General features: G+C 65.3%; 25 protein-coding genes. 3 read left to right on the top strand and 22 right to left on the bottom strand.

Going from position 1 to position 19,138, the window contains the following annotated elements; translation table 11 throughout:
- Window positions 1-213: 213 nt before the first annotated feature.
- Together ACLQ6X_RS11820 and coaA are read left to right on the top strand one after the other, a co-directional pair.
- Window positions 214-1,761, top strand: coding sequence for a DUF2142 domain-containing protein (locus ACLQ6X_RS11820; protein ID WP_411700350.1), 1,548 nt, complete (start codon window positions 214-216; stop codon window positions 1,759-1,761).
- A complete protein-coding gene (gene coaA / locus ACLQ6X_RS11815) occupies window positions 1,758-2,705 on the top strand; it encodes a type I pantothenate kinase (RefSeq protein WP_411700349.1) in 948 nt (315 codons plus the stop codon). The genes ACLQ6X_RS11820 and coaA overlap by 4 nt, the downstream gene beginning before the upstream one ends.
- A 136-nt stretch (window positions 2,706-2,841) precedes the next feature.
- Here coaA and glmM read toward each other — a convergent pair whose 3' ends face one another.
- From glmM to truA, 4 genes are all read right to left on the bottom strand, one after another.
- The gene (gene glmM, locus ACLQ6X_RS11810; protein ID WP_411700348.1) at window positions 2,842-4,203 is read right to left on the bottom strand and encodes a phosphoglucosamine mutase; all 1,362 of its coding nucleotides are present in this window, start codon (window positions 4,201-4,203) and stop codon (window positions 2,842-2,844) included.
- A 10-nt stretch (window positions 4,204-4,213) separates the two neighbouring features.
- Window positions 4,214-4,699: a 30S ribosomal protein S9 gene (rpsI, locus tag ACLQ6X_RS11805; protein WP_354024932.1), complete on the bottom strand. Its 486-nt coding sequence runs from the start codon at window positions 4,697-4,699 to the stop codon at window positions 4,214-4,216.
- Window positions 4,700-4,730: 31 nt separating this feature from the next.
- Window positions 4,731-5,177 carry a 50S ribosomal protein L13 gene (rplM, locus tag ACLQ6X_RS11800; protein WP_411700347.1) on the bottom strand — a complete coding sequence of 149 codons (447 nt, stop codon included), beginning with the start codon at window positions 5,175-5,177 and terminating at the stop codon, window positions 4,731-4,733.
- Between the two features lie 144 nt (window positions 5,178-5,321).
- Complete coding sequence (gene truA, locus ACLQ6X_RS11795; protein WP_411700346.1) at window positions 5,322-6,332, bottom strand: tRNA pseudouridine(38-40) synthase TruA; 1,011 nt, start codon at window positions 6,330-6,332, stop codon at window positions 5,322-5,324.
- 22 nt (window positions 6,333-6,354) lie between these two features.
- Here truA and ACLQ6X_RS11790 point away from each other — a divergent pair, with 22 nt between their 5' ends.
- Window positions 6,355-8,280: an acyltransferase family protein gene (locus ACLQ6X_RS11790; protein WP_411700345.1), complete on the top strand. Its 1,926-nt coding sequence runs from the start codon at window positions 6,355-6,357 to the stop codon at window positions 8,278-8,280.
- Between the two features lie 276 nt (window positions 8,281-8,556).
- Here the strand turns inward: ACLQ6X_RS11790 and rplQ are convergent, their stop codons facing one another.
- From rplQ to rplN, 18 genes are all read right to left on the bottom strand, one after another.
- Entirely contained in the window at window positions 8,557-9,081 is a 525-nt protein-coding gene (rplQ, locus tag ACLQ6X_RS11785; protein WP_411700344.1) for a 50S ribosomal protein L17, read from the bottom strand.
- Window positions 9,082-9,127: 46 nt separating this feature from the next.
- Entirely contained in the window at window positions 9,128-10,123 is a 996-nt protein-coding gene (locus ACLQ6X_RS11780) for a DNA-directed RNA polymerase subunit alpha (RefSeq protein ID WP_184232772.1), read from the bottom strand.
- A gap of 161 nt (window positions 10,124-10,284) precedes the next feature.
- Complete coding sequence (gene rpsK, locus ACLQ6X_RS11775) at window positions 10,285-10,683, bottom strand: 30S ribosomal protein S11 (protein WP_411700343.1); 399 nt, start codon at window positions 10,681-10,683, stop codon at window positions 10,285-10,287.
- Window positions 10,684-10,747: 64 nt separating this feature from the next.
- Window positions 10,748-11,122, bottom strand: a complete 375-nt coding sequence (rpsM, locus tag ACLQ6X_RS11770) for a 30S ribosomal protein S13 (protein ID WP_354024938.1) — start codon at window positions 11,120-11,122, stop codon at window positions 10,748-10,750.
- Window positions 11,123-11,257: 135 nt separating this feature from the next.
- Window positions 11,258-11,371, bottom strand: coding sequence for a 50S ribosomal protein L36 (gene rpmJ / locus ACLQ6X_RS11765; protein ID WP_022883251.1), 114 nt, complete (start codon window positions 11,369-11,371; stop codon window positions 11,258-11,260).
- A gap of 69 nt (window positions 11,372-11,440) precedes the next feature.
- Window positions 11,441-11,662 (bottom strand): translation initiation factor IF-1, encoded by a 222-nt coding sequence (gene infA / locus ACLQ6X_RS11760; RefSeq protein ID WP_055811571.1) that lies wholly within the window; start codon window positions 11,660-11,662, stop codon window positions 11,441-11,443.
- A 182-nt stretch (window positions 11,663-11,844) separates the two neighbouring features.
- Window positions 11,845-12,675 carry a type I methionyl aminopeptidase gene (gene map / locus ACLQ6X_RS11755; RefSeq protein WP_411700342.1) on the bottom strand — a complete coding sequence of 277 codons (831 nt, stop codon included), beginning with the start codon at window positions 12,673-12,675 and terminating at the stop codon, window positions 11,845-11,847.
- Complete coding sequence (locus ACLQ6X_RS11750) at window positions 12,675-13,280, bottom strand: adenylate kinase (RefSeq protein ID WP_411700341.1); 606 nt, start codon at window positions 13,278-13,280, stop codon at window positions 12,675-12,677. Before ACLQ6X_RS11750 ends, map begins: the two co-directional genes overlap by 1 nt.
- Window positions 13,277-14,602: a preprotein translocase subunit SecY gene (gene secY, locus ACLQ6X_RS11745; protein WP_411700340.1), complete on the bottom strand. Its 1,326-nt coding sequence runs from the start codon at window positions 14,600-14,602 to the stop codon at window positions 13,277-13,279. The genes ACLQ6X_RS11750 and secY overlap by 4 nt, the downstream gene beginning before the upstream one ends.
- A gap of 118 nt (window positions 14,603-14,720) precedes the next feature.
- Window positions 14,721-15,497, bottom strand: a complete 777-nt coding sequence (gene rplO / locus ACLQ6X_RS11740) for a 50S ribosomal protein L15 (protein ID WP_411700339.1) — start codon at window positions 15,495-15,497, stop codon at window positions 14,721-14,723.
- Window positions 15,497-15,682, bottom strand: coding sequence for a 50S ribosomal protein L30 (rpmD, locus tag ACLQ6X_RS11735; protein WP_188511398.1), 186 nt, complete (start codon window positions 15,680-15,682; stop codon window positions 15,497-15,499). The genes rplO and rpmD overlap by 1 nt, the downstream gene beginning before the upstream one ends.
- Complete coding sequence (gene rpsE / locus ACLQ6X_RS11730) at window positions 15,682-16,326, bottom strand: 30S ribosomal protein S5 (RefSeq protein WP_411700363.1); 645 nt, start codon at window positions 16,324-16,326, stop codon at window positions 15,682-15,684. The genes rpmD and rpsE overlap by 1 nt, the downstream gene beginning before the upstream one ends.
- Window positions 16,327-16,397: 71 nt before the next feature.
- A complete protein-coding gene (rplR, locus tag ACLQ6X_RS11725; RefSeq protein ID WP_188511396.1) occupies window positions 16,398-16,769 on the bottom strand; it encodes a 50S ribosomal protein L18 in 372 nt (123 codons plus the stop codon).
- A gap of 2 nt (window positions 16,770-16,771) precedes the next feature.
- Window positions 16,772-17,308, bottom strand: coding sequence for a 50S ribosomal protein L6 (rplF, locus tag ACLQ6X_RS11720; protein WP_188511395.1), 537 nt, complete (start codon window positions 17,306-17,308; stop codon window positions 16,772-16,774).
- 6 nt (window positions 17,309-17,314) lie between these two features.
- A complete protein-coding gene (rpsH, locus tag ACLQ6X_RS11715) occupies window positions 17,315-17,713 on the bottom strand; it encodes a 30S ribosomal protein S8 (protein ID WP_188511394.1) in 399 nt (132 codons plus the stop codon).
- Between the two features lie 157 nt (window positions 17,714-17,870).
- Window positions 17,871-18,455 carry a 50S ribosomal protein L5 gene (gene rplE / locus ACLQ6X_RS11710; RefSeq protein WP_188511393.1) on the bottom strand — a complete coding sequence of 195 codons (585 nt, stop codon included), beginning with the start codon at window positions 18,453-18,455 and terminating at the stop codon, window positions 17,871-17,873.
- Window positions 18,455-18,814 carry a 50S ribosomal protein L24 gene (gene rplX, locus ACLQ6X_RS11705; RefSeq protein WP_188511392.1) on the bottom strand — a complete coding sequence of 120 codons (360 nt, stop codon included), beginning with the start codon at window positions 18,812-18,814 and terminating at the stop codon, window positions 18,455-18,457. Before rplX ends, rplE begins: the two co-directional genes overlap by 1 nt.
- 3 nt (window positions 18,815-18,817) lie before the next feature.
- Window positions 18,818-19,138 (bottom strand): 50S ribosomal protein L14 (gene rplN, locus ACLQ6X_RS11700; RefSeq protein ID WP_411700338.1); only part of this gene is annotated, 321 nt, incomplete at its 5' end.

The raw sequence follows: 19,138 nt of genomic DNA, 5'->3' as shown, positions 1-19,138 counted from the left end.
CCCGCGATTGCGAGCACCGCGCGTCCCCCGCGTGGAGGGGGCGTGGTCGGGAGATGTGTGTGAGATGGCGATTCTTCCTTTGCCGTCACGGGCGGCGTGGGAACGCCCCCGATGATCGCCAACGATATCGCATCCCGAAAATCACGCGCTGACGACGCGTCGGGTCTCGCGGTCCCGCGTGGACACTTCCCCGTGGAATGTAGGATCGCAGGTATGCCTGCGTCCATCCTGGCGCGAGTGACGCGCCCCGGCCACATTCTGGCCGTCTTCGGCACCTTTCTCATCTTGACCATCAGCTGGGCATTGGCCACGCCGCTGATGGGAACGCCAGACGAGCCGTCGCACACCACACGCTCGGCCGCCGTGGTGCGCGGCGACGTTGTCGGCGACTACGCGCAGGACGGGGTATTTCGTTTCCCACTCGTGCAGGTGCCCGACTACGTCGAACGCGCGGTGGAGCTGCAGTGTTACACCGGCAACATCCTTCAGGCCGTCGACTGCCAGGGCGACATCGGCGACGACACCACGCTCGTCGACTCCGCCAGCACGGCAGCGTCGAACAACCTCGTCTACTACGCGATCGTCGGCCTGCCGACACTCGTCATGAAGGGCGAGGCCGCGCTCTACGGAATCCGCATCGCCAGCGCTCTAGTCGTGTCCATGCTGCTCACGATCATGGTGGTCGCATTGAGGGCGCAGGCTCGCACCGTCTGGCCAGTGCTCGCCGCGGTCGCTGCGACAACCCCGTCGGTGCTGCTGCTCGGCGGTGTGATCAACCCGAACGGCGTCGAGATCGCCGGCGCCGGCGCACTCACCGCGGTCATCGCCCTCATTCTCCGAACGTCTCTGTCGGCCAGACAGCTCTGGGTCTACGCCTCGCTGGCAATCGTCTCGACCATCCTCCTGACCAGCGGCCGTACGATCGCCGTCCTCTGGGTGCTCATCATCGGCATCGTGTGCATGCTTCTGGTGCCGGGCGCTCGACTGCTCGAAGTGCTGAAACTGCGGCAGGTCTGGTTCGCCCTCGGCGGGATGCTGCTGGCCCTCGTCTGGGTCGTGGTGTGGATGACGCAGCTATCCATTCGCGCGATCAGCCCCGACGGGGCGGTGGATCACCGCGAGCCGGGCCTTCTCCGCGTCGTCATCCTGATGTTCGAGCGCACGTTCGACTCCTGGCGCGACTGGATCGGCCTGTTCGGCGTTCTCGAACTGCAGGCACCCCTCTTCGTGCAGTTCGTGTGGGGTACCGCTATCGCGGTGACGATACTGGCCGCGATAGCGCTGACGCACGGACGGCTCCGGATCGCCGTGCTGGTGTCGCTCGCCGCCGCGGTTCTCGTGCCGGTCGCTGTTCAAACCGCGCTGTACAACGAGGTGGGCATGTTGTGGCAGGGGCGCTACGGCATCCCCGTCTACACCGTGCTCTTGATCACCTGTGGCATCGCACTGGATAGCGTCGCGAAATCCCGCCTCACCGCCTCGCAGGCGGCCCTGGTGCGGGCGGGCGTCGTCGTGGTGTTCGTCGCGCAACTGTACGCGTTCGTTTTCGTTTTGCGCCGATACGTCGTGGCCACCTCGGACTGGATATCGATGTTCATTGATCCGCTGTGGCACCCGCCTCTCACGTGGGCGGGACTGAGCGTGTTGTACTTCGTTGGATGTTCAGCCGCGCTCGTTCTCATCCTGCGCTGGGTCGCGTCGCACCGAACCGTAGACGTCGACGATCGGGCGGACGACGAGCTCGCCCTGAACGCCCGATGACTGACCGCGCTGGCACCAACGGCCACCTCTCCCCGTTCCTGGAGATCAACCGCCACGACTGGGCGGCGCTCGCCCCGAACACCCGGTTGCCGCTCAGCCAGACCGAGATCGTGCAGCTGCGCGGCCTCGGCGAAGTGCTCGACATGCAAGAAGTCAGCGAGGTCTTCGTTCCGCTGAGCCGGCTGCTCAATCTCTACGTCTCCGGCGCCCGCAACCTGCACCGCCAGACCACCGAGTTTCTCGGCGCCAGCACCAGCAGCACGCCGTTCGTGATCGGCGTAGCCGGCTCGGTCGCCGTGGGCAAGTCGACGGTCGCCCGCCTGCTGCGCGAACTGCTCGCCCGCTGGGACGACACCCCCCGGGTCGAGCTGGTGACCACAGACGGTTTCCTGCACCCGAACGCCGAGCTCGAGCGTCGCGGCATCATGGACCGCAAAGGCTTCCCGGAATCGTACGACCGCCGGGCACTGCTGCGCTTCGTGACCCAGGTCAAGAGCGGGGTGGCCGAGGTGCGGTCGCCGTTCTACTCGCACCTGCACTACGACATCGTGCCGGACGCGGAGATCGTGGTGCGTCAGCCCGACGTGCTGATCGTCGAGGGGCTGAACGTGCTGCAGCCCGCGGCGCCCGGCCACCGCCTGGCGGTGAGCGACCTGTTCGACTTCACGATCTACGTCGACGCCCGAACCAGCGACATCGCCACCTGGTACGAGGAGCGCTTCCTCAGCCTGCAGCGCGGCGCGTTCACCAACCCGCGCAGCTACTTCCACCGGTTCGCGTCGTTGAGTGAAGACGAGGCCCGCACCCGTGCGCGCGGCATCTGGACGAGCATCAACGAACCGAACCTCGAGAAGAACATCCTGCCCACGAAGGCGCGGGCGTCGCTCGTGCTGCGCAAGAACGCCGACCACGCCGTCGACAGCGTGCTGCTGCGCAAGATCTGACCCCGGCCGCGGCCGCGCGAGCGCCCCGCAACAGGACGTTTCGGCCGCGCCTGCCCGTCAACAGGAAGGATTCGGGGCGTCGGCCCGTCGCGTCCTGTTGAAGAAGCGGGCGGGGCCGGATGACACGACGACGAAGTTAGAGCTTCAGCTCCATGAGCACGATGTCGGCGAGCTCGTGAGCGATGCGGTCGGCGGTCGCCTGGTCGGCGGCCTCCACCATGACGCGCACCATCGGCTCGGTGCCCGAGGGGCGCAGCAGCACGCGGCCGGTGTCGCCCAGCTCGGCTTCGGCCTCTTTCACCGCGAGCGCGATGACCTCGCTCGACTTCAGCGAGTGGTGGTCGACGCCACGCACGTTCACCATGATCTGCGGGTACACCGTCATCACCGAGGCGAGCTCGGCGAGCGACTTGCCCGTGCGCGCCATCTCGGCGAGCAGGTGCATGCCGGTGAGGATTCCGTCGCCGGTCGTGGCGTACTCGCTCATGATCACGTGACCACTCTGCTCGCCACCGAGGGAGAGGCCCTTCTCGTTGAGCGCCTCGAGCACGTAGCGGTCGCCCACGGAGGTCTGCAGAACGGTGATGCCGTTCTCCTCCATGGCGACGCGCAGGCCGAGGTTGCTCATCACGGTCGCGACGAGGGTGTCGTCTTTCAGCAGACCACGCTCTTTCATCGACAGCGCGATGATGGCCATGATCTGGTCGCCGTCGACGACGTTGCCCACGTGGTCGACCGCGAGGCAGCGGTCGGCATCGCCGTCGTGCGCGATTCCGACGTCTGCGCCGTGTTCGAGCACGGCACGGGCGAGGTTGTCGAGGTGGGTCGAGCCCACGCCGTCGTTGATGTTGTAGCCGTCGGGCTCGGCACCGATCACGGTGACCGTCGCGCCCGCGTCGGTGAAGACCTGGGGCGAGACGCCGGCGGCAGCACCGTTGGCGCAGTCGAGCACGACGTGGATACCGTCGAGGCGGTGAGGCAGCGTCGACAGCAGGTGCACGACGTAGCGGTCTTCCGCATCGGCGAAGCGCCGGATGAACCCGACCTCGACGCCCGTCGGGGAGAGTTTCTTCGCACCGAGCGCGAGCTCGATGCGGTCTTCCACGACATCGGGAAGCTTCGTGCCACCGACGGCGAAGAATTTGATGCCGTTGTCGGGGGCCGGATTGTGCGACGCGGAGATCATGACGCCGAAGTCGGCCTTGAAATCCGCGGTGAGGAACGCCGCGGCCGGAGTCGGGATGACGCCGGCGTCGTAGACGTCGACCCCCGAGCTCGCGAGCCCCGCGGCGACGGCGGCGGAGATGAACTCGCCGGACACGCGGGGATCCCGCGCGACAACCGCGATCGGTCGGCGCCCCGAAGCGCGCCGACCGTCAGCGTGTTGTCCTTTACCAAGTACGACGGCTGCCGCCTGGGCAAGCCCGAGCGCCAGCTCTACCGTCAAGTCTTCGTTCGCTAGACCGCGAACACCGTCTGTGCCGAAGAGCCTTGGCATAAAACGCGTTTTAGCGCTTCGAGAACTGCGAAGCCTTGCGGGCCTTCTTGAGTCCGGCCTTCTTGCGCTCGATGACGCGGGCGTCACGAGTAAGGAAGCCGGCCTTCTTCAGGGCCGCACGGTTGTTCTCGCGGTCGATGCCATTGAGCGAACGCGCGATGGCGAGACGCAGTGCGCCTGCCTGGCCCGAGGGGCCGCCGCCGGTGATCTTGGCGATCACGTCGTAGCTGCCGAGCAGATCGAGAACCTTGAACGGGTCGTTGATCAGCTGCTGGTGCAGCTTGTTGGGGAAGTACTCGGCGAGCTCGCGTCCGTTGACGGTCGCGGTTCCGGTGCCGGGGGTGATGCGCACGCGGGCGATGGCCTGCTTGCGACGACCCACGGCTGCGCCGGGAACGTTGAGTACTGCGCGGGGAACCTTGACAGCCGCCTCGGCGGGAGTCTCGGTCGAGTAGCTCTGAGGAGCTTCTTCGATGATGTCTGAAATCTGGGCCACGGTAGTTACGTCCTTAGTTTCTAAGCCGGCGCTACTGAGCGACCTGGGAAAGGGTGTAGATCTTCGGCTGCTGGGCAGCGTGAGGGTGCTCGGTGCCGGTGTAGACCTTGAGCTTGGTCAGCTGTGCGCGACCAATCGAGTTCTTGGGGAGCATGCCGCGAACAGCCTTCTCAACCGCGCGCGTCGGGTGCTTCTCGAGCAGCTCCGCGTACGTGGTCGCCGTCAGGCCGCCCGGGTAACCCGAGTGGCGGTAGGCCTTCTTCTGCAGGAGCTTGGAGCCGGTGAGGGCGACCTTCTCCGCATTGATGATGATGACGAAGTCGCCCATGTCCATGTGGGGAGCGAACGTCGCCTTGTGCTTGCCGCGCAGAAGCGCCGCAACGTGGCTGGCCAGACGGCCGAGAACGATGTTCTCTGCGTCAATGATGAGCCAGTCGCGCTGGACATCCTCCGGCGTGGGGGAAAAAGTACGAGTCACAGTAGTGCTGCCTTCTTGATCGAGTGAGTTGTTCGTGAATCCCGCTCCGATGGACCGTTTCTCGACGCAATGCGAGGGAACGACGCCGGTGGAGGGCTCATGATCGGGTATCGCGCACAGGGGCGCAGACACCAAGGGTCAACACTAGTCGACGGGTGGTGCCTGAGTCAAAAGGTCTTCGGATGCGCCTCGCGCGAACTCCTCGGCCTCTTTGGCGCGGGCGGCGAGTATCGCCTGCCCTTCGGCATGCCGCAGCGCGGTTATCCGGTCGTCCCAGACCACGACGCCGCGGCGCCGGCGGGTGAGTTCGGCGCGGTCCTCCATCTCGTGGTCTTCCGGGTAGCCCACCTCGGTGAAGATCAGGCCCTTCGCGGGCATCACCTTGAAGTCGCTGGTGCGCTCGAGTTGATCGCGCAGCACCGCCAGGCTCTCGATGCCGAGCTTGCCCTCCCCCACGGCGACGCAGGCGCCGACAAGCGCGCGCACCATGCTGTGGCAGAACGCGTCGGCCTTGATGTGCGCGACGAGCACGCCGTCGTCGAGGCGCTGCCAGCTGAACTCCTGCAGTTCGCGGATGGTCGTCGACCCCGGGCGCGGCTTGCAGTAGGAGGCCCAGTCGTGGAGTCCGACGAGGGAGAACGCGGCGAGCTGCATGGCGGCGAGGTCGAGCTTTGCGTGGTGCCACACGGTGTGGTTACGCACCAGCGGATTTCGGGGAGCCGCGGCATCCGCGACCCGGTATTCGTAGCGACGCCAGATCGCCGAGAAACGGGCGTCGAACCCCTCGGGCGCCCAGCTCGCGTCGGTGACCCAGACGTCGCTGTCGAGCCCGGCCAGTCCGTTGAGCCGGCGCGCGAGAGCGGCGGGGGCCTGGTTCTGCGGCGCCGTCGGACCGCCGCGGTGCTTCTGCAGTTTCGCGATCTGGGCCGGGTTGAGGTCGACGTGGGCGACCTGGCCACGGGCGTGCACACCCGCGTCGGTGCGGCCGGCGACGGTGAGCACCGGGGGCTCGCCGTACTTGCGCAGGATCACGGCGAGAGCGTTCTCGAGCTCGCCCTGCACGGTGCGCAGATTCGGCTGGCTGCCCCAGCCGGAGAAGTTCGTTCCGTCGTAGGAAATGTCCAGTCGCACTCTCCTGGTCGCTTGGTTTTCCACGCAGCGAGTCTAGGCTTGTGGGGTGCGCAGATCGAATGCGCCCCTCTTCATGACCCTCACACATCCCGTACTCGCGGTGAACGCTCCCGCCGAACGGCTCGCTGGCCTCGATGGCCTGCGGGCCATCGCGGTGACCCTCGTTGTGCTGTTCCACCTCGCGCCCGGCGTGCTGGTGGGCGGCTACCTCGGCGTCGACATCTTCTTCCCGATCAGCGGTTTCCTCATCACGACGCTGCTGCTGCGCGAGCGTGTGGCGGGCGGCGGCATCGACGTACTGCAGTTCTGGCAGCGTCGCGCCCGACGATTGCTGCCGGCCCTCGCGCTGGTGCTGCTCGCCTCGTCGGCGGCCGCGTTCGTCGTCGGCGGCGACGTGCTGGTCGGCATCGGCCGCCAGCTGCTCGGCGCCTCCACGTTCAGCTACAACTGGCTCTCGATCGCCGAGGGTGCCAGCTATCTCGACTCGACCACGCCCGAGCTGTTCCGCAACCTCTGGTCGCTCGCTGTCGAGGAGCAGTTCTACCTGCTCTGGCCCCTCGTGGTCGTACTGCTGTGGGCGGTACCGTCGCGGTGGCTGCGGCTCGGTTTTGTGGTGGCGGTGGCCGTGGCATCCGCGGTTTCTATGGCGACCCTGCTCGACGGCTCCGACGCGACGCGCGTCTACTACGGCACCGACACCCACAGCTTCGGACTGGCACTGGGCGCCGCCCTCGCGATCGCGCGGCAGGAGTGGCCCGGATTCGCGGTTCCGCAGTCGCGCGGCGACCGCGTCTTCGGCGGGCTGATCGGGCTGCTCGCCGTCGGCGGGCTCGTGGCGCTGGCCGTCGTTATGCCGGCCGAGGCGGCGTCGACCTACCGCGGCGGCCTGGTGCTCGTCGCCGCGCTGAGCGTGGTCGCCATCGCGACGGCGACGGTGCCGGGCGCGCTGCTCGGTCGCGCGCTCGACGTGCAGCCGCTGCGGTGGATCGGCCGGCGTTCGTACGGCATCTACCTGTGGCACTGGCCGGTGTTCGTGCTCGTGCTGGGTGCGCTGCCGGCCGGCGACCGTTCGCCGGCGACGCTGTGGGCGGCAGGTGGCATCGCGCTCGTGCTTACCCTGGCCGCCGCGACGCTCTCCTACGCGTTCGTCGAGGTGCCGATCCGGCGCCAGGGGTTCCGGGTCAGCGCGCGCGTGTTCGTGACGCAGTGGCGCCGCGACCGGTGGGGCGTGCGCAGGGGCGCCTGGCTGCGGGCGTCGCTCGTGGCGGTCGCCGCGGTCACCGCCGGGGCGCTCACGGTCGGCGCTATCGCCGTGGATCCCGGGTCGGGCCTGGCCGCGGCCCGCATCCGCGCCGGGGAGGCCGCCATCGCCGCCGCGGAGGCACGCGCGGCGAGCCCGTCGCCGACTCCCCCGCCTCCGTCCCAGCCGATGCTGCCGCGCGGCGACCAGATGGTGGCGATTGGTGACTCGGTGATGCTCGCCGTTGCGCCGGAGCTCATGGCGGCCTTCCCGGGCATCACCGTCGACGCGGTGGTCTCCCGCCAGATGTCGGCGGCCCCCGACCTCGTGAGGTCGATGGTCAAGGCCAAGACGATGAAGCCGTTCCTGGTGCTGGGGCTCGGCACGAACGGCTCGATCGACGCGAGCACCCTGCGCGAGGTCAAGCAGATCGTCGGCCAGCGCACGCGCATTGTGCTCGTGAACGTGCAGGCGCCGCGCGGGTGGACGCCCGGCGTCAACGAGATCCTCGGCTCGTACGCGCAGCGCGCCCGCTCGGTGGAGCTCGCCGACTGGCACGCCGCCATCCAGCCGCACCTCGACGTGCTGGCGGGCGACCAGATCCACGCGGGCGGCCCGGTCGGCGGCGGCATCTACGTGGACGCTGTCACGAGCGCGCTGCTTCGCCTCGTGGAGCAGCCGCAGATCGACGGCGGGCCACACCTCAGCGGAGACAAGCCCACCGAGCGCTGACCGCGCCCCGTGTCATCCGCCCCTCGGCTCGCCCGCCGAACAGAGGGGCAAGCAATCGACCCCTAAGCGGGCACTCAACGTCGATTCTTTGCCCCGCCCGAAGCAGCTCGGGTCGCCGCGGCCCCGAGGGGCAAAGTTTCGACGCTGAAACCGGCCGTCAAGGTCGAAAGTTTGCCCCTCGGCTCGCCGTCGCAGTCAGGGGTGCGGATGCCCCGCGCGGGTTAAACGACAACGGCCCCGCTCGGTGAGCGGGGCCGTTGCAGATGAAGAGAAGGACTACTTGGCGTCCTCGGCTGCGGGAGCCTCGGTCGTCTCGTCGGTCGTGGTCTCCTCGGCGGGAGCCTCCTCGAGAACGGGCTCGTCGACGACGGTCTCGTTCACGACGGGGGCCTCGGAAGCGTTGGCCTTCGCCGTCTTCTTGGCCGACTTCGGCTTCGGGGTGACGGGCTCGAGAACGAGCTCGATCTGCACCATCGAAGCGTTGTCGCCCTTACGGAAACCGAGCTTGGTGATGCGCGTGTAGCCACCCTCGCGGTCGGCCACGAGGGGAGCGACCTCGGTGAAGAGCTCGTGTACGACGCTCTTGTCACCGATGGTGGCGAGAACGCGACGACGGGCGTGCAGGTCTCCGCGCTTGGCGAAGGTGACCATGCGCTCGACGAGGGGGCGCATGCGCTTGGCCTTCGTCTCGGTGGTCTTGATGCTCTTGTGGGTGATGAGCGATGCCGCGAGGTTCGCGAGCATCAGGCGCTCGTGCGCCGGTCCGCCGCCGAGGCGGGGTCCCTTGGTTGGTGCTGCCATTAGTTAATCTCCAGTAGGTGAGGAAGTCGAAATCGAGAACGCCGAATTAGGCGGTGGGCTCTTCGTCGTCGTAGCCGCCGTAGAAGTGGGCGCCATCGAAGCCGGGAACCGAGTCCTTGAGGGACAGTCCCATCTCGACGAGCTTGTCCTTGACCTCGTCGACCGACTTCTGACCGAAGTTGCGGATGTTCATGAGCTGCGTCTCCGACAGTGCGACGAGTTCGCTCACGGTGTTGATTCCCTCACGCTTGAGGCAGTTGTAGCTGCGCACAGACAGGTCGAGGTCTTCAATGGGCATGCTCAGCTCGCTGGAGAGGACGGCGTCGACCGGCGCGGGGCCGATCTCGATGCCCTCGGCAGCGGTGTTGAGCTCGCGGGCCAGGCCGAACAGCTCGGTCAGCGTGCGACCGGCCGAAGCGATAGCGTCGCGCGGCGTGATCGCGGGCTTCGTCTCGACGTCGACGACCAGGCGGTCGAAGTCGGTGCGCTCACCGGCGCGAGTTGCCTCGACGCGGTAGGTGACCTTGAGAACGGGCGAGTAGATCGAGTCGACCGGGATCTGGCCGGCTTCGCTGAACTCGCTGCGGTTCTGCGTCGCGGAGACGTAGCCGCGGCCGCGCTCGATGGTGAGTTCGAGTTCGAACTTCGCCTTCTCGTTCAGCGTTGCGATGAGCAGCTCGGGGTTGTGGATCTCGACACCGGCCGGAGCCGAGATGTCGGCGGCCGTGACCTGGCCGGCACCCTGCTTGCGCAGGTACGCCGTGATCGGCTCGTCGTGCTCGCTCGAGACGACGAGTCCCTTGATGTTCAGGATGACCTCGGTGACGTCTTCCTTGACACCGGGAACGGTGCTGAACTCGTGGAGGACGCCGTCGATACGGATGCTCGTGACAGCAGCGCCGGGGATCGACGAGAGAAGGGTGCGGCGAAGCGAGTTGCCGAGGGTGTAACCGAAGCCGGGTTCGAGCGGCTCGATGACGAACCGCGAACGGAACTCGGAAATGTTCTCTTCGGCAAGAGTGGGACGCTGTGCAATCAGCACTGGTGATTCCTTTCGGCGAAGTGTCCGCTATATGACACTTGGGATACGACGAGTGGCGGGCTCATCGGTTGTTGAGTTGTGAAAGAACGAGATGGCCGAGTAGCCGCCTGCGGTCATATCGCAATATGACCGCGGGCGGCGTACGGGGCCAGCGAAGGGAATTAGACGCGGCGACGCTTGGGCGGGCGGCAACCGTTGTGCGCCTGCGGGGTGACGTCGCTGATCGAGCCGACCTCGAGGCCTGCTGCCTGAAGCGAACGGATCGCGGTCTCGCGGCCTGAACCCGGTCCCTTGACGAAGACGTCGACCTTCTTCATGCCGTGCTCCTGCGCCTGGCGAGCGGCGGACTCCGCCGAAAGCTGAGCGGCGAACGGGGTCGACTTACGCGAACCCTTGAAGCCGACGGTTCCCGACGACGCCCAGCTGATAACAGCTCCGGTGGGGTCGGTGATCGTCACGATCGTGTTGTTGAACGTCGACTTGATGTGGGCCTGGCCCACGGCGATGTTCTTCTTTTCCTTCTTGCGAGGCTTACGAGCCGCGGCTTTTGGTGCTGCCATTATTTTCTCCGAAGTCTTATGTACGTAAGGGCGATGAAGGCGTAGTCACTGGCGAGGCCAGGGACTAGCGCGCCTTCTTCTTGCCGGCTACGGTGCGCTTCGGGCCCTTGCGGGTACGAGCGTTGGTCTTGGTGCGCTGGCCGTGGACCGGAAGTCCACGACGGTGGCGGATGCCCTGGTAGGAGCCGATCTCGACCTTGCGGCGGATGTCGGCGGCTACCTCGCGTCGGAGGTCACCTTCTACCTTGAAGTTGACTTCGATGTAGTCACGAAGTGCGATGAGCTGATCGTCGGTGAGATCCTTTACGCGGATCTCGCCGCTGATCTGGGTGTCGGCGAGCGTTTTGAGAGCGCTCGTGCGGCCAACACCGTAGATGTAAGTCAGTGCGACCTCTACGCGCTTGTCGCGCGGGATGTCGACGCCGGCTAGACGTGCCATGGTGGCTTCTCCTGTTACCTATTGGAGGTCTGTAGCAACTCCTGTGCACCGGCCTCCAACCGATGGTGTCCCCCGGCTAGCCGGGATCTGGAGTTGCTATGTAGTTGTAATGCGCTATTAGACCCGGGGGTCTAATTAGCCCTGGCGCTGCTTGTGACGAGGGTTTTCGCAGATGACCATCACGTTGCCGTTACGGCGGATGACCTTGCACTTGTCACAGATCTTCTTGACGCTGGGGTTGACCTTCATGGTGATTCCTTGTGTGTCGCTGTCGTCGTGCTCTCGGGATGCCGAGGGCCGTTACTTTCCAGCAAACTGTTACTTGTAGCGGTAAACGATCCGACCGCGGGTCAGGTCGTAAGGGCTCAACTCCACGATCACGCGGTCCTCAGGGAGGATGCGGATGTAGTGCTGGCGCATCTTGCCCGAGATGTGAGCAAGAACACGGTGGCCGTTGGTCAGCTCAACGCGGAACATTGCGTTGGGCAGAGCTTCGACTACTGCGCCTTCGATTTCGATGACACCGTCTTTTTTGGCCATAGCCTCTTCGTCGCTAAAAGTATTGTTTGATGGTCGTGCGTGGATAGTGGTGATTCCCGGCCTCCGAAGAGACGGCGGCGGCACGACAGAAGTCGGCATGAAACACCAAAGATCAAGCTTAGGTCATTACCGGGCGTTTCGCCAAGTCCGTTCTATACTGACCGGCCTGCGGATGACACGGCTCAGCCGATCGCGACGGGTACGACTCCGAGCGGCGCCAGTGCGGCCGCCCCACCGTCGACCGCGGTGAGCACCCAGATGCCGCCGGCGTGCACGGCCACGGAGTGTTCCCAGTGCGCCGCCATCGTGCCGTCGGTCGTCGTGACCGTCCAGTCGTCGGCCAGCGTGACGGTGTCGATCGTGCCGCCGGTCAGCATGGGCTCGATGGCGACGGTCAGTCCGGCCTTGACCTCCGGGCCCTTCTCGCGAACCTGGTAGTTGAAGACGGGCGGTTCCTCGTGCATCGAACGGCCGATGCCGTGGCCGGTGTAGTCCTCGATGATGCCGAAGTCGCCCTGCGACTCGATGTACTGCTCGATGGTCGCCCCGACATGGTTGAGACGTTTGACGGTGGCGAGTGCCGCCACCCCGTGCCAGAGCGATTGCTCCGTGACATCCGACAGCCGCTGCCTCTCGGCGACCAGCTCGGGGCGCGAGGGGTCGGGCACTACGACGCTGAACGCAGAGTCGCCGTTCCAGCCGGCGAGCTGCGCACCGCAGTCGACCGAAACGAGGTCGCCCGGCTGGATGATGCGCGGGCCGGGGATTCCGTGCACGACCTCGTCGTTCACCGAGACGCAGATCGTGTGGCGGTAGCCGGGAACGAGCATGAAGTTCGGCTCGGCTCCCGCCGCGCGGATGATCTTCTCGGCGATCGCGTCGAGCTCGAGCGTGGTGATGCCGGGCACGATCGCGGCGCGCACCGCGTCAAGCGCGGCAGCCGTGATCAGGCCCGGTTCGACCATGAGCTTCAGCTCGGCGGCCGTCTTGTAGATGTTCGACCGGAAAGCCACTAGGCCGATTCGACGGACGACTCGTTCGCGGCGATGCCGCGCTCGGCCAGAGCGTCGGCGATTCGGCCGGCCACGTCGTCGATCTCACCGAGGCCGTCGACCTCGATGAGAAGGCCACGGTCGCGGTAGACGGCGATCAGCGGCGAGGTCTCGCGGGCGTAGACCTCCTGGCGGTGACGGATGGCGTCTTCCGTGTCATCCGTTCGACCCTGCTCGATCGCGCGCTTGCGCAGTCGGGCCACGACCTCGTCCTGGTCGGCGACCAGCTGGATGACGGCGTCGAGCGCCTGGCCCTTGCCGGCCAGCAGCTCGTCGAGGTACTGCACCTGCTCGAGCGTGCGCGGGTACCCGTCGAGCAGGAAGCCGTCGATCGCGTCGTCTTCTTCGAGACGGCTCTTCACCAGGGCGTTCGTCAGCTCGTCGGACACGTAGTCGCCGGAGTCGATGATCGCCTTGACCTGCACGCCGAGCGGCGTCTCGTTCTTGATGTTCGCACGGAAGATGTCGCCGGTCGAGACGTCGGGAACACCGTAGGTCGACGTGATGCGGGCGGCCTGCGTGCCCTTACCCGCGCCGGGCGGACCGACGATCAGGAGGCGGGTCAACGGAGGAGGCCCTCGTAGTGACGCTGCTGGAGCTGCGAATCGATCTGCTTGACCGTCTCGAGTCCGACACCGACGATGATCAGGATGCTCGCGCCACCGAACGGGAAGTTCTGGTTGGCGCCGACCGTCGCGAGGGCGATGAGCGGGATGAGCGCGATCAGGCCGAGGTAGAGCGAACCCGGAAGGGTCACTCGCGTCAGCACGTAGTCGAGGTACTCGGCGGTCGGACGACCGGCACGGATGCCGGGGATGAATCCGCCGTACTTCTTCATGTTGTCGGCGACTTCTTCGGGGTTGAACGTGATGGCCACGTAGAAGTAGGTGAAACCGACGATGAGCAGGAAGTAGACCGCCATGTACAGCGGGTTGTCGCCCGAGGTGAGGTTGTTCTGGATCCAGGTGACCCACTCGGCGGGCGCCTCGCCCGCGGCCGGCTGGTTGAACTGGGCGATGAGAGCCGGCAGGTAGAGCAAGGATGACGCGAAGATGACGGGCACGACGCCGGCCATGTTCACCTTGATCGGGATGTACGTGTTGTTGCCGCCGTAGGTACGCCGGCCGACCATGCGCTTCGCGTACTGCACGGGGATGCGCCGCTGCGACTGCTCCACGAACACGACCGCGGCCATGATCACGATTCCCACGAGGATCGTGAGGATGAAGATCTCCCAGCCGTTCGACTGCTGGATGCTCCAGAGTGCGGCGGGGAAGGTGGCGGAGATCGATGTGAAGATCAGCAGCGACATGCCGTTGCCGATGCCGCGCTCGGTGATGAGCTCGCCCATCCACATGATGAGGCCAGTGCCGGCGGTCATGGTGATGACCATGAGCATGATGGCGTACCAGGCGTCGTTGGTAATGAGGTTGTTGCACTCGGCGATACCGGAGTTCGACGGGAACAGGGCGCCGCTTCTGGCCACGGTGATGAGCGTCGTGGACTGCAGGATGCCGAGGGCGATCGTCAGGTAGCGCGTGTACTGCGTGAGCTTCGCCTGGCCGGTCTGGCCCTCCTTGTAGAGGGTGTCGAAGTGCGGGATGACCACGCGGAGCAGCTGCACGATGATCGATGCCGTGATGTACGGCATGATGCCGAGCGCGAAGATGGACAGTTGGAGCAGGGCTCCACCGCTGAAGAGGTTGACGAGGTCGTAGAGACCATCGGTGCCCGCGTTACCGGCGAGACACAGTTGAACGTTGCCGAAATCGACGAACGGTGCGGGGATGAACGATCCCAGCCGGAACAGGGCAACAATACCGAGCGTGAACCCGATCTTCCTGCGCAGGTCTGGCGTACGGAAGATCCGCGCGACGGCTCTAAACACAAGTCCTCCAGGTTATATAAGAGCAGAGGCCGGAGTGGGCCGCCGATGTTTCGACGGCCCAACCCCCAACCAATGTCGACAGCCGCTAGGGTGGCTGTCTCAACGCGTGAGCGTTGTACTACTTGACCGAACCGCCTGCTGCAACGATCTTCTGCTCAGCAGAGCCGGAGACCTTGTCAACTGCAACGTTCAGCTTAACCGCAATGTCGCCATCGCCGAGAACCTTAACCTTTTCGTTCTTGCGAACGGCACCCTTGGCGACGAGGTCAGCGATCGTGACGTCTCCACCGGTGGGGTAGAGGTCGGCGAGCTTCTCGAGGTTGACGACCTGGTACTCGACGCGGAACGGGTTCTTGAACCCGCGCAGCTTCGGCGAACGCATGACGAAGCCGATGTTTCCGGCCTCGAAGCCCGGGCGCACGTTGTAGCGCGCCTTCGTGCCCTTGGTACCACGGCCCGCAGTCTTACCCTTGGAACCTTCACCGCGTCCGACGCGGGTCTTGTCCTTCTTCGCGCCGACAGCCGGACGAAGGTGGTGGACCTTGAGGACCTGCGGGCGGACATCAGCCTCGGCTGCCGGCTTCGTCGAGACGGACTTCGCAGCGCGAGGTCCCTTCTCGGCGGGAGCCGCGACGACCTCGGACGACGTGTCAGCCTTGGCTGCGGTCTCTGCCTTAGCAGGGGCCTTGGCCTTGGCGGGTGCCTTTGCGGCGGCAGCCTTGGGGGCGGCCTTTGCGGCAGGTGCCTTCTCCGCGGCGTCAGCCTTGGGTGCAGCAGCCTTCTTGGCAGGGGTCTTCTTCTCGGCTGCCGGAGCAGCCTTCTCAGCAGCGGCCTTGGGAGCGGCTGCCTTCTTCGCGGGAGCCTTTTTGGGCGCTACCGTTTCTTCTTCAGCCATTAGTCAATCTCCTCGACCTTGACGAGGTGAGCAACCGTGTTCACGTAGCCACGGTTCTGCTTGTTGTCCTCGCGAACCACCACGTCACCGATGCGGTGAAGCCCGAGGCTCCGCAGGGTGTCGCGCTGGTTCTGCTTCTCACTAATTTTGGACTTGATCTGGGTTACCTTCAGGCGAGCGGCCATCAGACACCTGCCTTAGCTTCTGCTTCGGCACGCAGGAGGCGAGCCGGAACAACGTGCTCGACGGGGAGGCCACGACGTGCGGCGACCGCACGAGGCTCCTCGAGCTGCTTGAGGGCAGCGACCGTGGCGTGCACGATGTTGATCGTGTTCGACGAGCCGAGCGACTTGCTCAGCACGTCATGGATGCCGGCGCACTCGAGGACGGCGCGAACCGGTCCACCAGCGATAACACCGGTACCGGCGGACGCCGGACGCAGCAACACAACTCCGGCAGCGGCCTCACCCTGCACCGAGTGCGGGATTGTGACGCCGACGCGAGGAACGCGGAAGAAGTTCTTCTTCGCCTCTTCGACGCCCTTGGAAATGGCGGTAGGCACTTCGCGCGCCTTGCCGTAGCCGATGCCGACCAGGCCGTTACCGTCTCCGACGACGACGAGAGCGGTGAAGCTGAAGCGACGACCACCCTTGACGACCTTGGACACGCGGTTGATCGTGACAACGCGCTCGAGGAACTGGCTCTTCTCCGCGTCGCGGCTGTTGCCACGGTCGCGGTTCGGGCTGCGCTCGCGACCGCCACGGCGGGCCTCGCGAGGCTCGTTCGTGGTGTCGGTGGCGGGGGCGTCGACGACGACCGCGGCCGCAATGGCCTCGGCCGTTACGGCTGCCGGTGCCTCTGTTACTTCTGCAGCCACAACTGGCTCCTTAGATACATCGCTCACAGGTTGAGTCCACCCTCTCGAGCTCCATCGGCGATAGCGGCGACGCGACCCGCGTACTTGCTACCACCACGGTCAAATACAACGGCTTCGACGCCGGCAGCCTTCGCGCGCTCGGCGACGAGTTCGCCGACCTTGCGTGCCTTGGCGGTCTTGTCGCCGTCGAAAGTGCGCATGTCAGCCTCGAGGGTCGACGCCGATGCGAGGGTGAAACCCTTGCTGTCGTCGACGACCTGCACGAATACGTGACGGGCCGAACGCGTGACGACCAGGCGTGGACGCAGCTCGGTGCCGACGACCTTCTTGCGAAGACGCGTGTGACGGCGCGCCTTGGCGGCCGACTTGCTCTTGCCTCTAGTTCCGAGACCCATTTCTACTTACCACTCTTTCCGGCCTTGCGGCGGACTACTTCGCCTGCGTAACGCACGCCCTTGCCCTTATAGGGCTCCGGCTTACGCAACTTACGAATGTTGGCCGCGACTTCGCCGACGGCCTGCTTGTCGATACCGACAACGGTGATCTTGGTGTTGCCCTCGACCGTGAAGCTGATGCCCGCGGGCGGGTCAACCGTGATCGAGTGGGAGAAGCCGAGTGCGAACTCGAGCGACGCGCCCTTGGCAGCTACGCGGAAACCCGTACCGACGATCTCGAGTCCCTTGGTGTAACCCTCGGTGACGCCGACGATCTGGTTGGAGATCAGCGTGCGGGTGAGGCCGTGGAGCGAACGCGATTCGCGCTCGTCGTCGGGACGCGTGACCAGAATCTGGCCGTCCTCGATCTTGGCCTCAATGGGGCTGGCGATGACGAGAGCGAGCTCGCCCTTCGGGCCCTTGACGGAGACGGCTGAGCCGTCGATCTTCACGTCTACCCCGGCAGGGATGACGATGGGAAGTCTTCCAATACGTGACATGACTGATTACCACACGTAGGCGAGGACTTCCCCACCCACGCCCTTCTTGGAAGCCTGGCGGTCCGTGAGGAGCCCCGAGGAGGTTGACAGGATGGCGACGCCGAGTCCACCGAGAACCTTGGGGATCTCCGTCGACTTTGCGTATACGCGAAGTCCGGGCTTCGACACGCGCTTGATGCCCACAATGGAGCGCTCGCGGTTCGGGCCGTACTTCAGGTCGATCGTCAGCGTCTGTCCGACGCGGGCTTCCTCGATCTTCCAGCCGGCGATGAAGCCCTCGGCCTTCAGGATCTCGGCAATGTGGGACTTGAGCTTGCTACTCGGGAGCGACACGGTCTCGTGGTACGCCGAGTTAGCGTTGCGCAGTCTGGTCAGCAGATCTGCGACCGGATCTGTCATTGTCATGTGTTGTTATTCCATATCTCGTCTGGTTTCGGCATCCGTTACACGAAGGCCGACCTGTGCGATCGGTGTTGCTTGGATTGTGCAAAAGCGGAACGTTGCCCTTTCGGGCAACGTTCCATCTTAGCGGCAGGAATTACCCCACCGCGTAAGAGACTCTTTAGTTCTGCTCTGCCGTCTTGAACGGGAAGCCCAGCGCCTTGAGCAGCGCGCGGCCTTCCTCGTTGTTCTTGGCGGTGGTGACGATGGTGATGTCGAAACCACGAACGCGGTCGATCTTGTCCTGGTCGATCTCGTGGAACATGGACTGCTCGGTCAGACCGAAGGTGTAGTTGCCATTACCGTCGAACTGCTTGTCGCTCAGTCCGCGGAAGTCGCGGATGCGCGGCAGCGCGAGGTTGATCAGACGGTCGAGGAACTCCCACGCACGGTCGCCGCGAAGGGTGACGTGTGCGCCGATGGCCTGGCCTTCGCGCAGCTTGAACTGTGCGATCGACTTGCGGGCCAGCGTGACCTGGGGCTTCTGGCCGGTGATCGCGACGAGGTCCTTGATGGCACCGTCGATGATCTTGCCGTCGCGCGCTGCTTCACCGACACCGGTGTTCACGACAACCTTGACCAGTCCGGGGATCTGGTGAACGTTGGTGAAACCGAAGTCCTTCTTCAGCTGCTCGGAGATCTCGTTGCGGTACTTGACCTTGAGAGCGGGCTGGGTCTTCTCAGCCGTGGTTGCAGTGTCAGTCATTAGAGGTCCTTACCCGACTTCTTCGCGTAGCGGACGCGAACGGTGCGCTTGACGCCGTTCTTCTCCACTACCTCAGTGCGGAAGCCGACGCGAGTGGGCTTCTTGGTCTCGGGGTCAACGAGAGCGACGTTGGAAACGTGAATGGGCGCTTCCATGGTCTCGATGCCGCCGGTCTTGGTGCCACGCTGGGTCTGGCCGACACGAACGTGCTTGGTGATGAAGTTCACACCCTCCACGACGACGCGGTTGCGCTCAGTGAGTACCTCGATGACACGACCCTGCTTGCCGCGGCTTCCGCCACGGGCCTGGGTCTTGCCGGTGATGACCTGAACCAGGTCACCCTTCTTGATGTTTGCCATGACTTAGATAACCTCCGGCGCCAGCGAGATGATCTTCATGAACTTCTTGTCGCGAAGCTCACGGCCGACGGGGCCGAAGATGCGCGTGCCGCGCGGGTCTCCGTCCGCCTTGAGAATGACGGCTGCGTTCTCGTCGAACTTGATGTACGAGCCATCTGGACGGCGACGCTCCTTGACGGTGCGCACGACGACAGCCTTGACGACATCACCCTTCTTGACGTTTCCGCCCGGGATCGCGTCCTTGACGGTGGCGACGATGACGTCGCCGATGCCGGCGTAGCGGCGACCAGAGCCGCCGAGCACCCGGATGCAAAGGATCTCCTT

Source organism: Conyzicola sp., assembly GCF_046714715.1.
In the GTDB taxonomy this organism is placed as follows: domain Bacteria; phylum Actinomycetota; class Actinomycetes; order Actinomycetales; family Microbacteriaceae; genus Conyzicola.
This window is presented reverse-complemented; position numbering and strand designations above follow the sequence as displayed.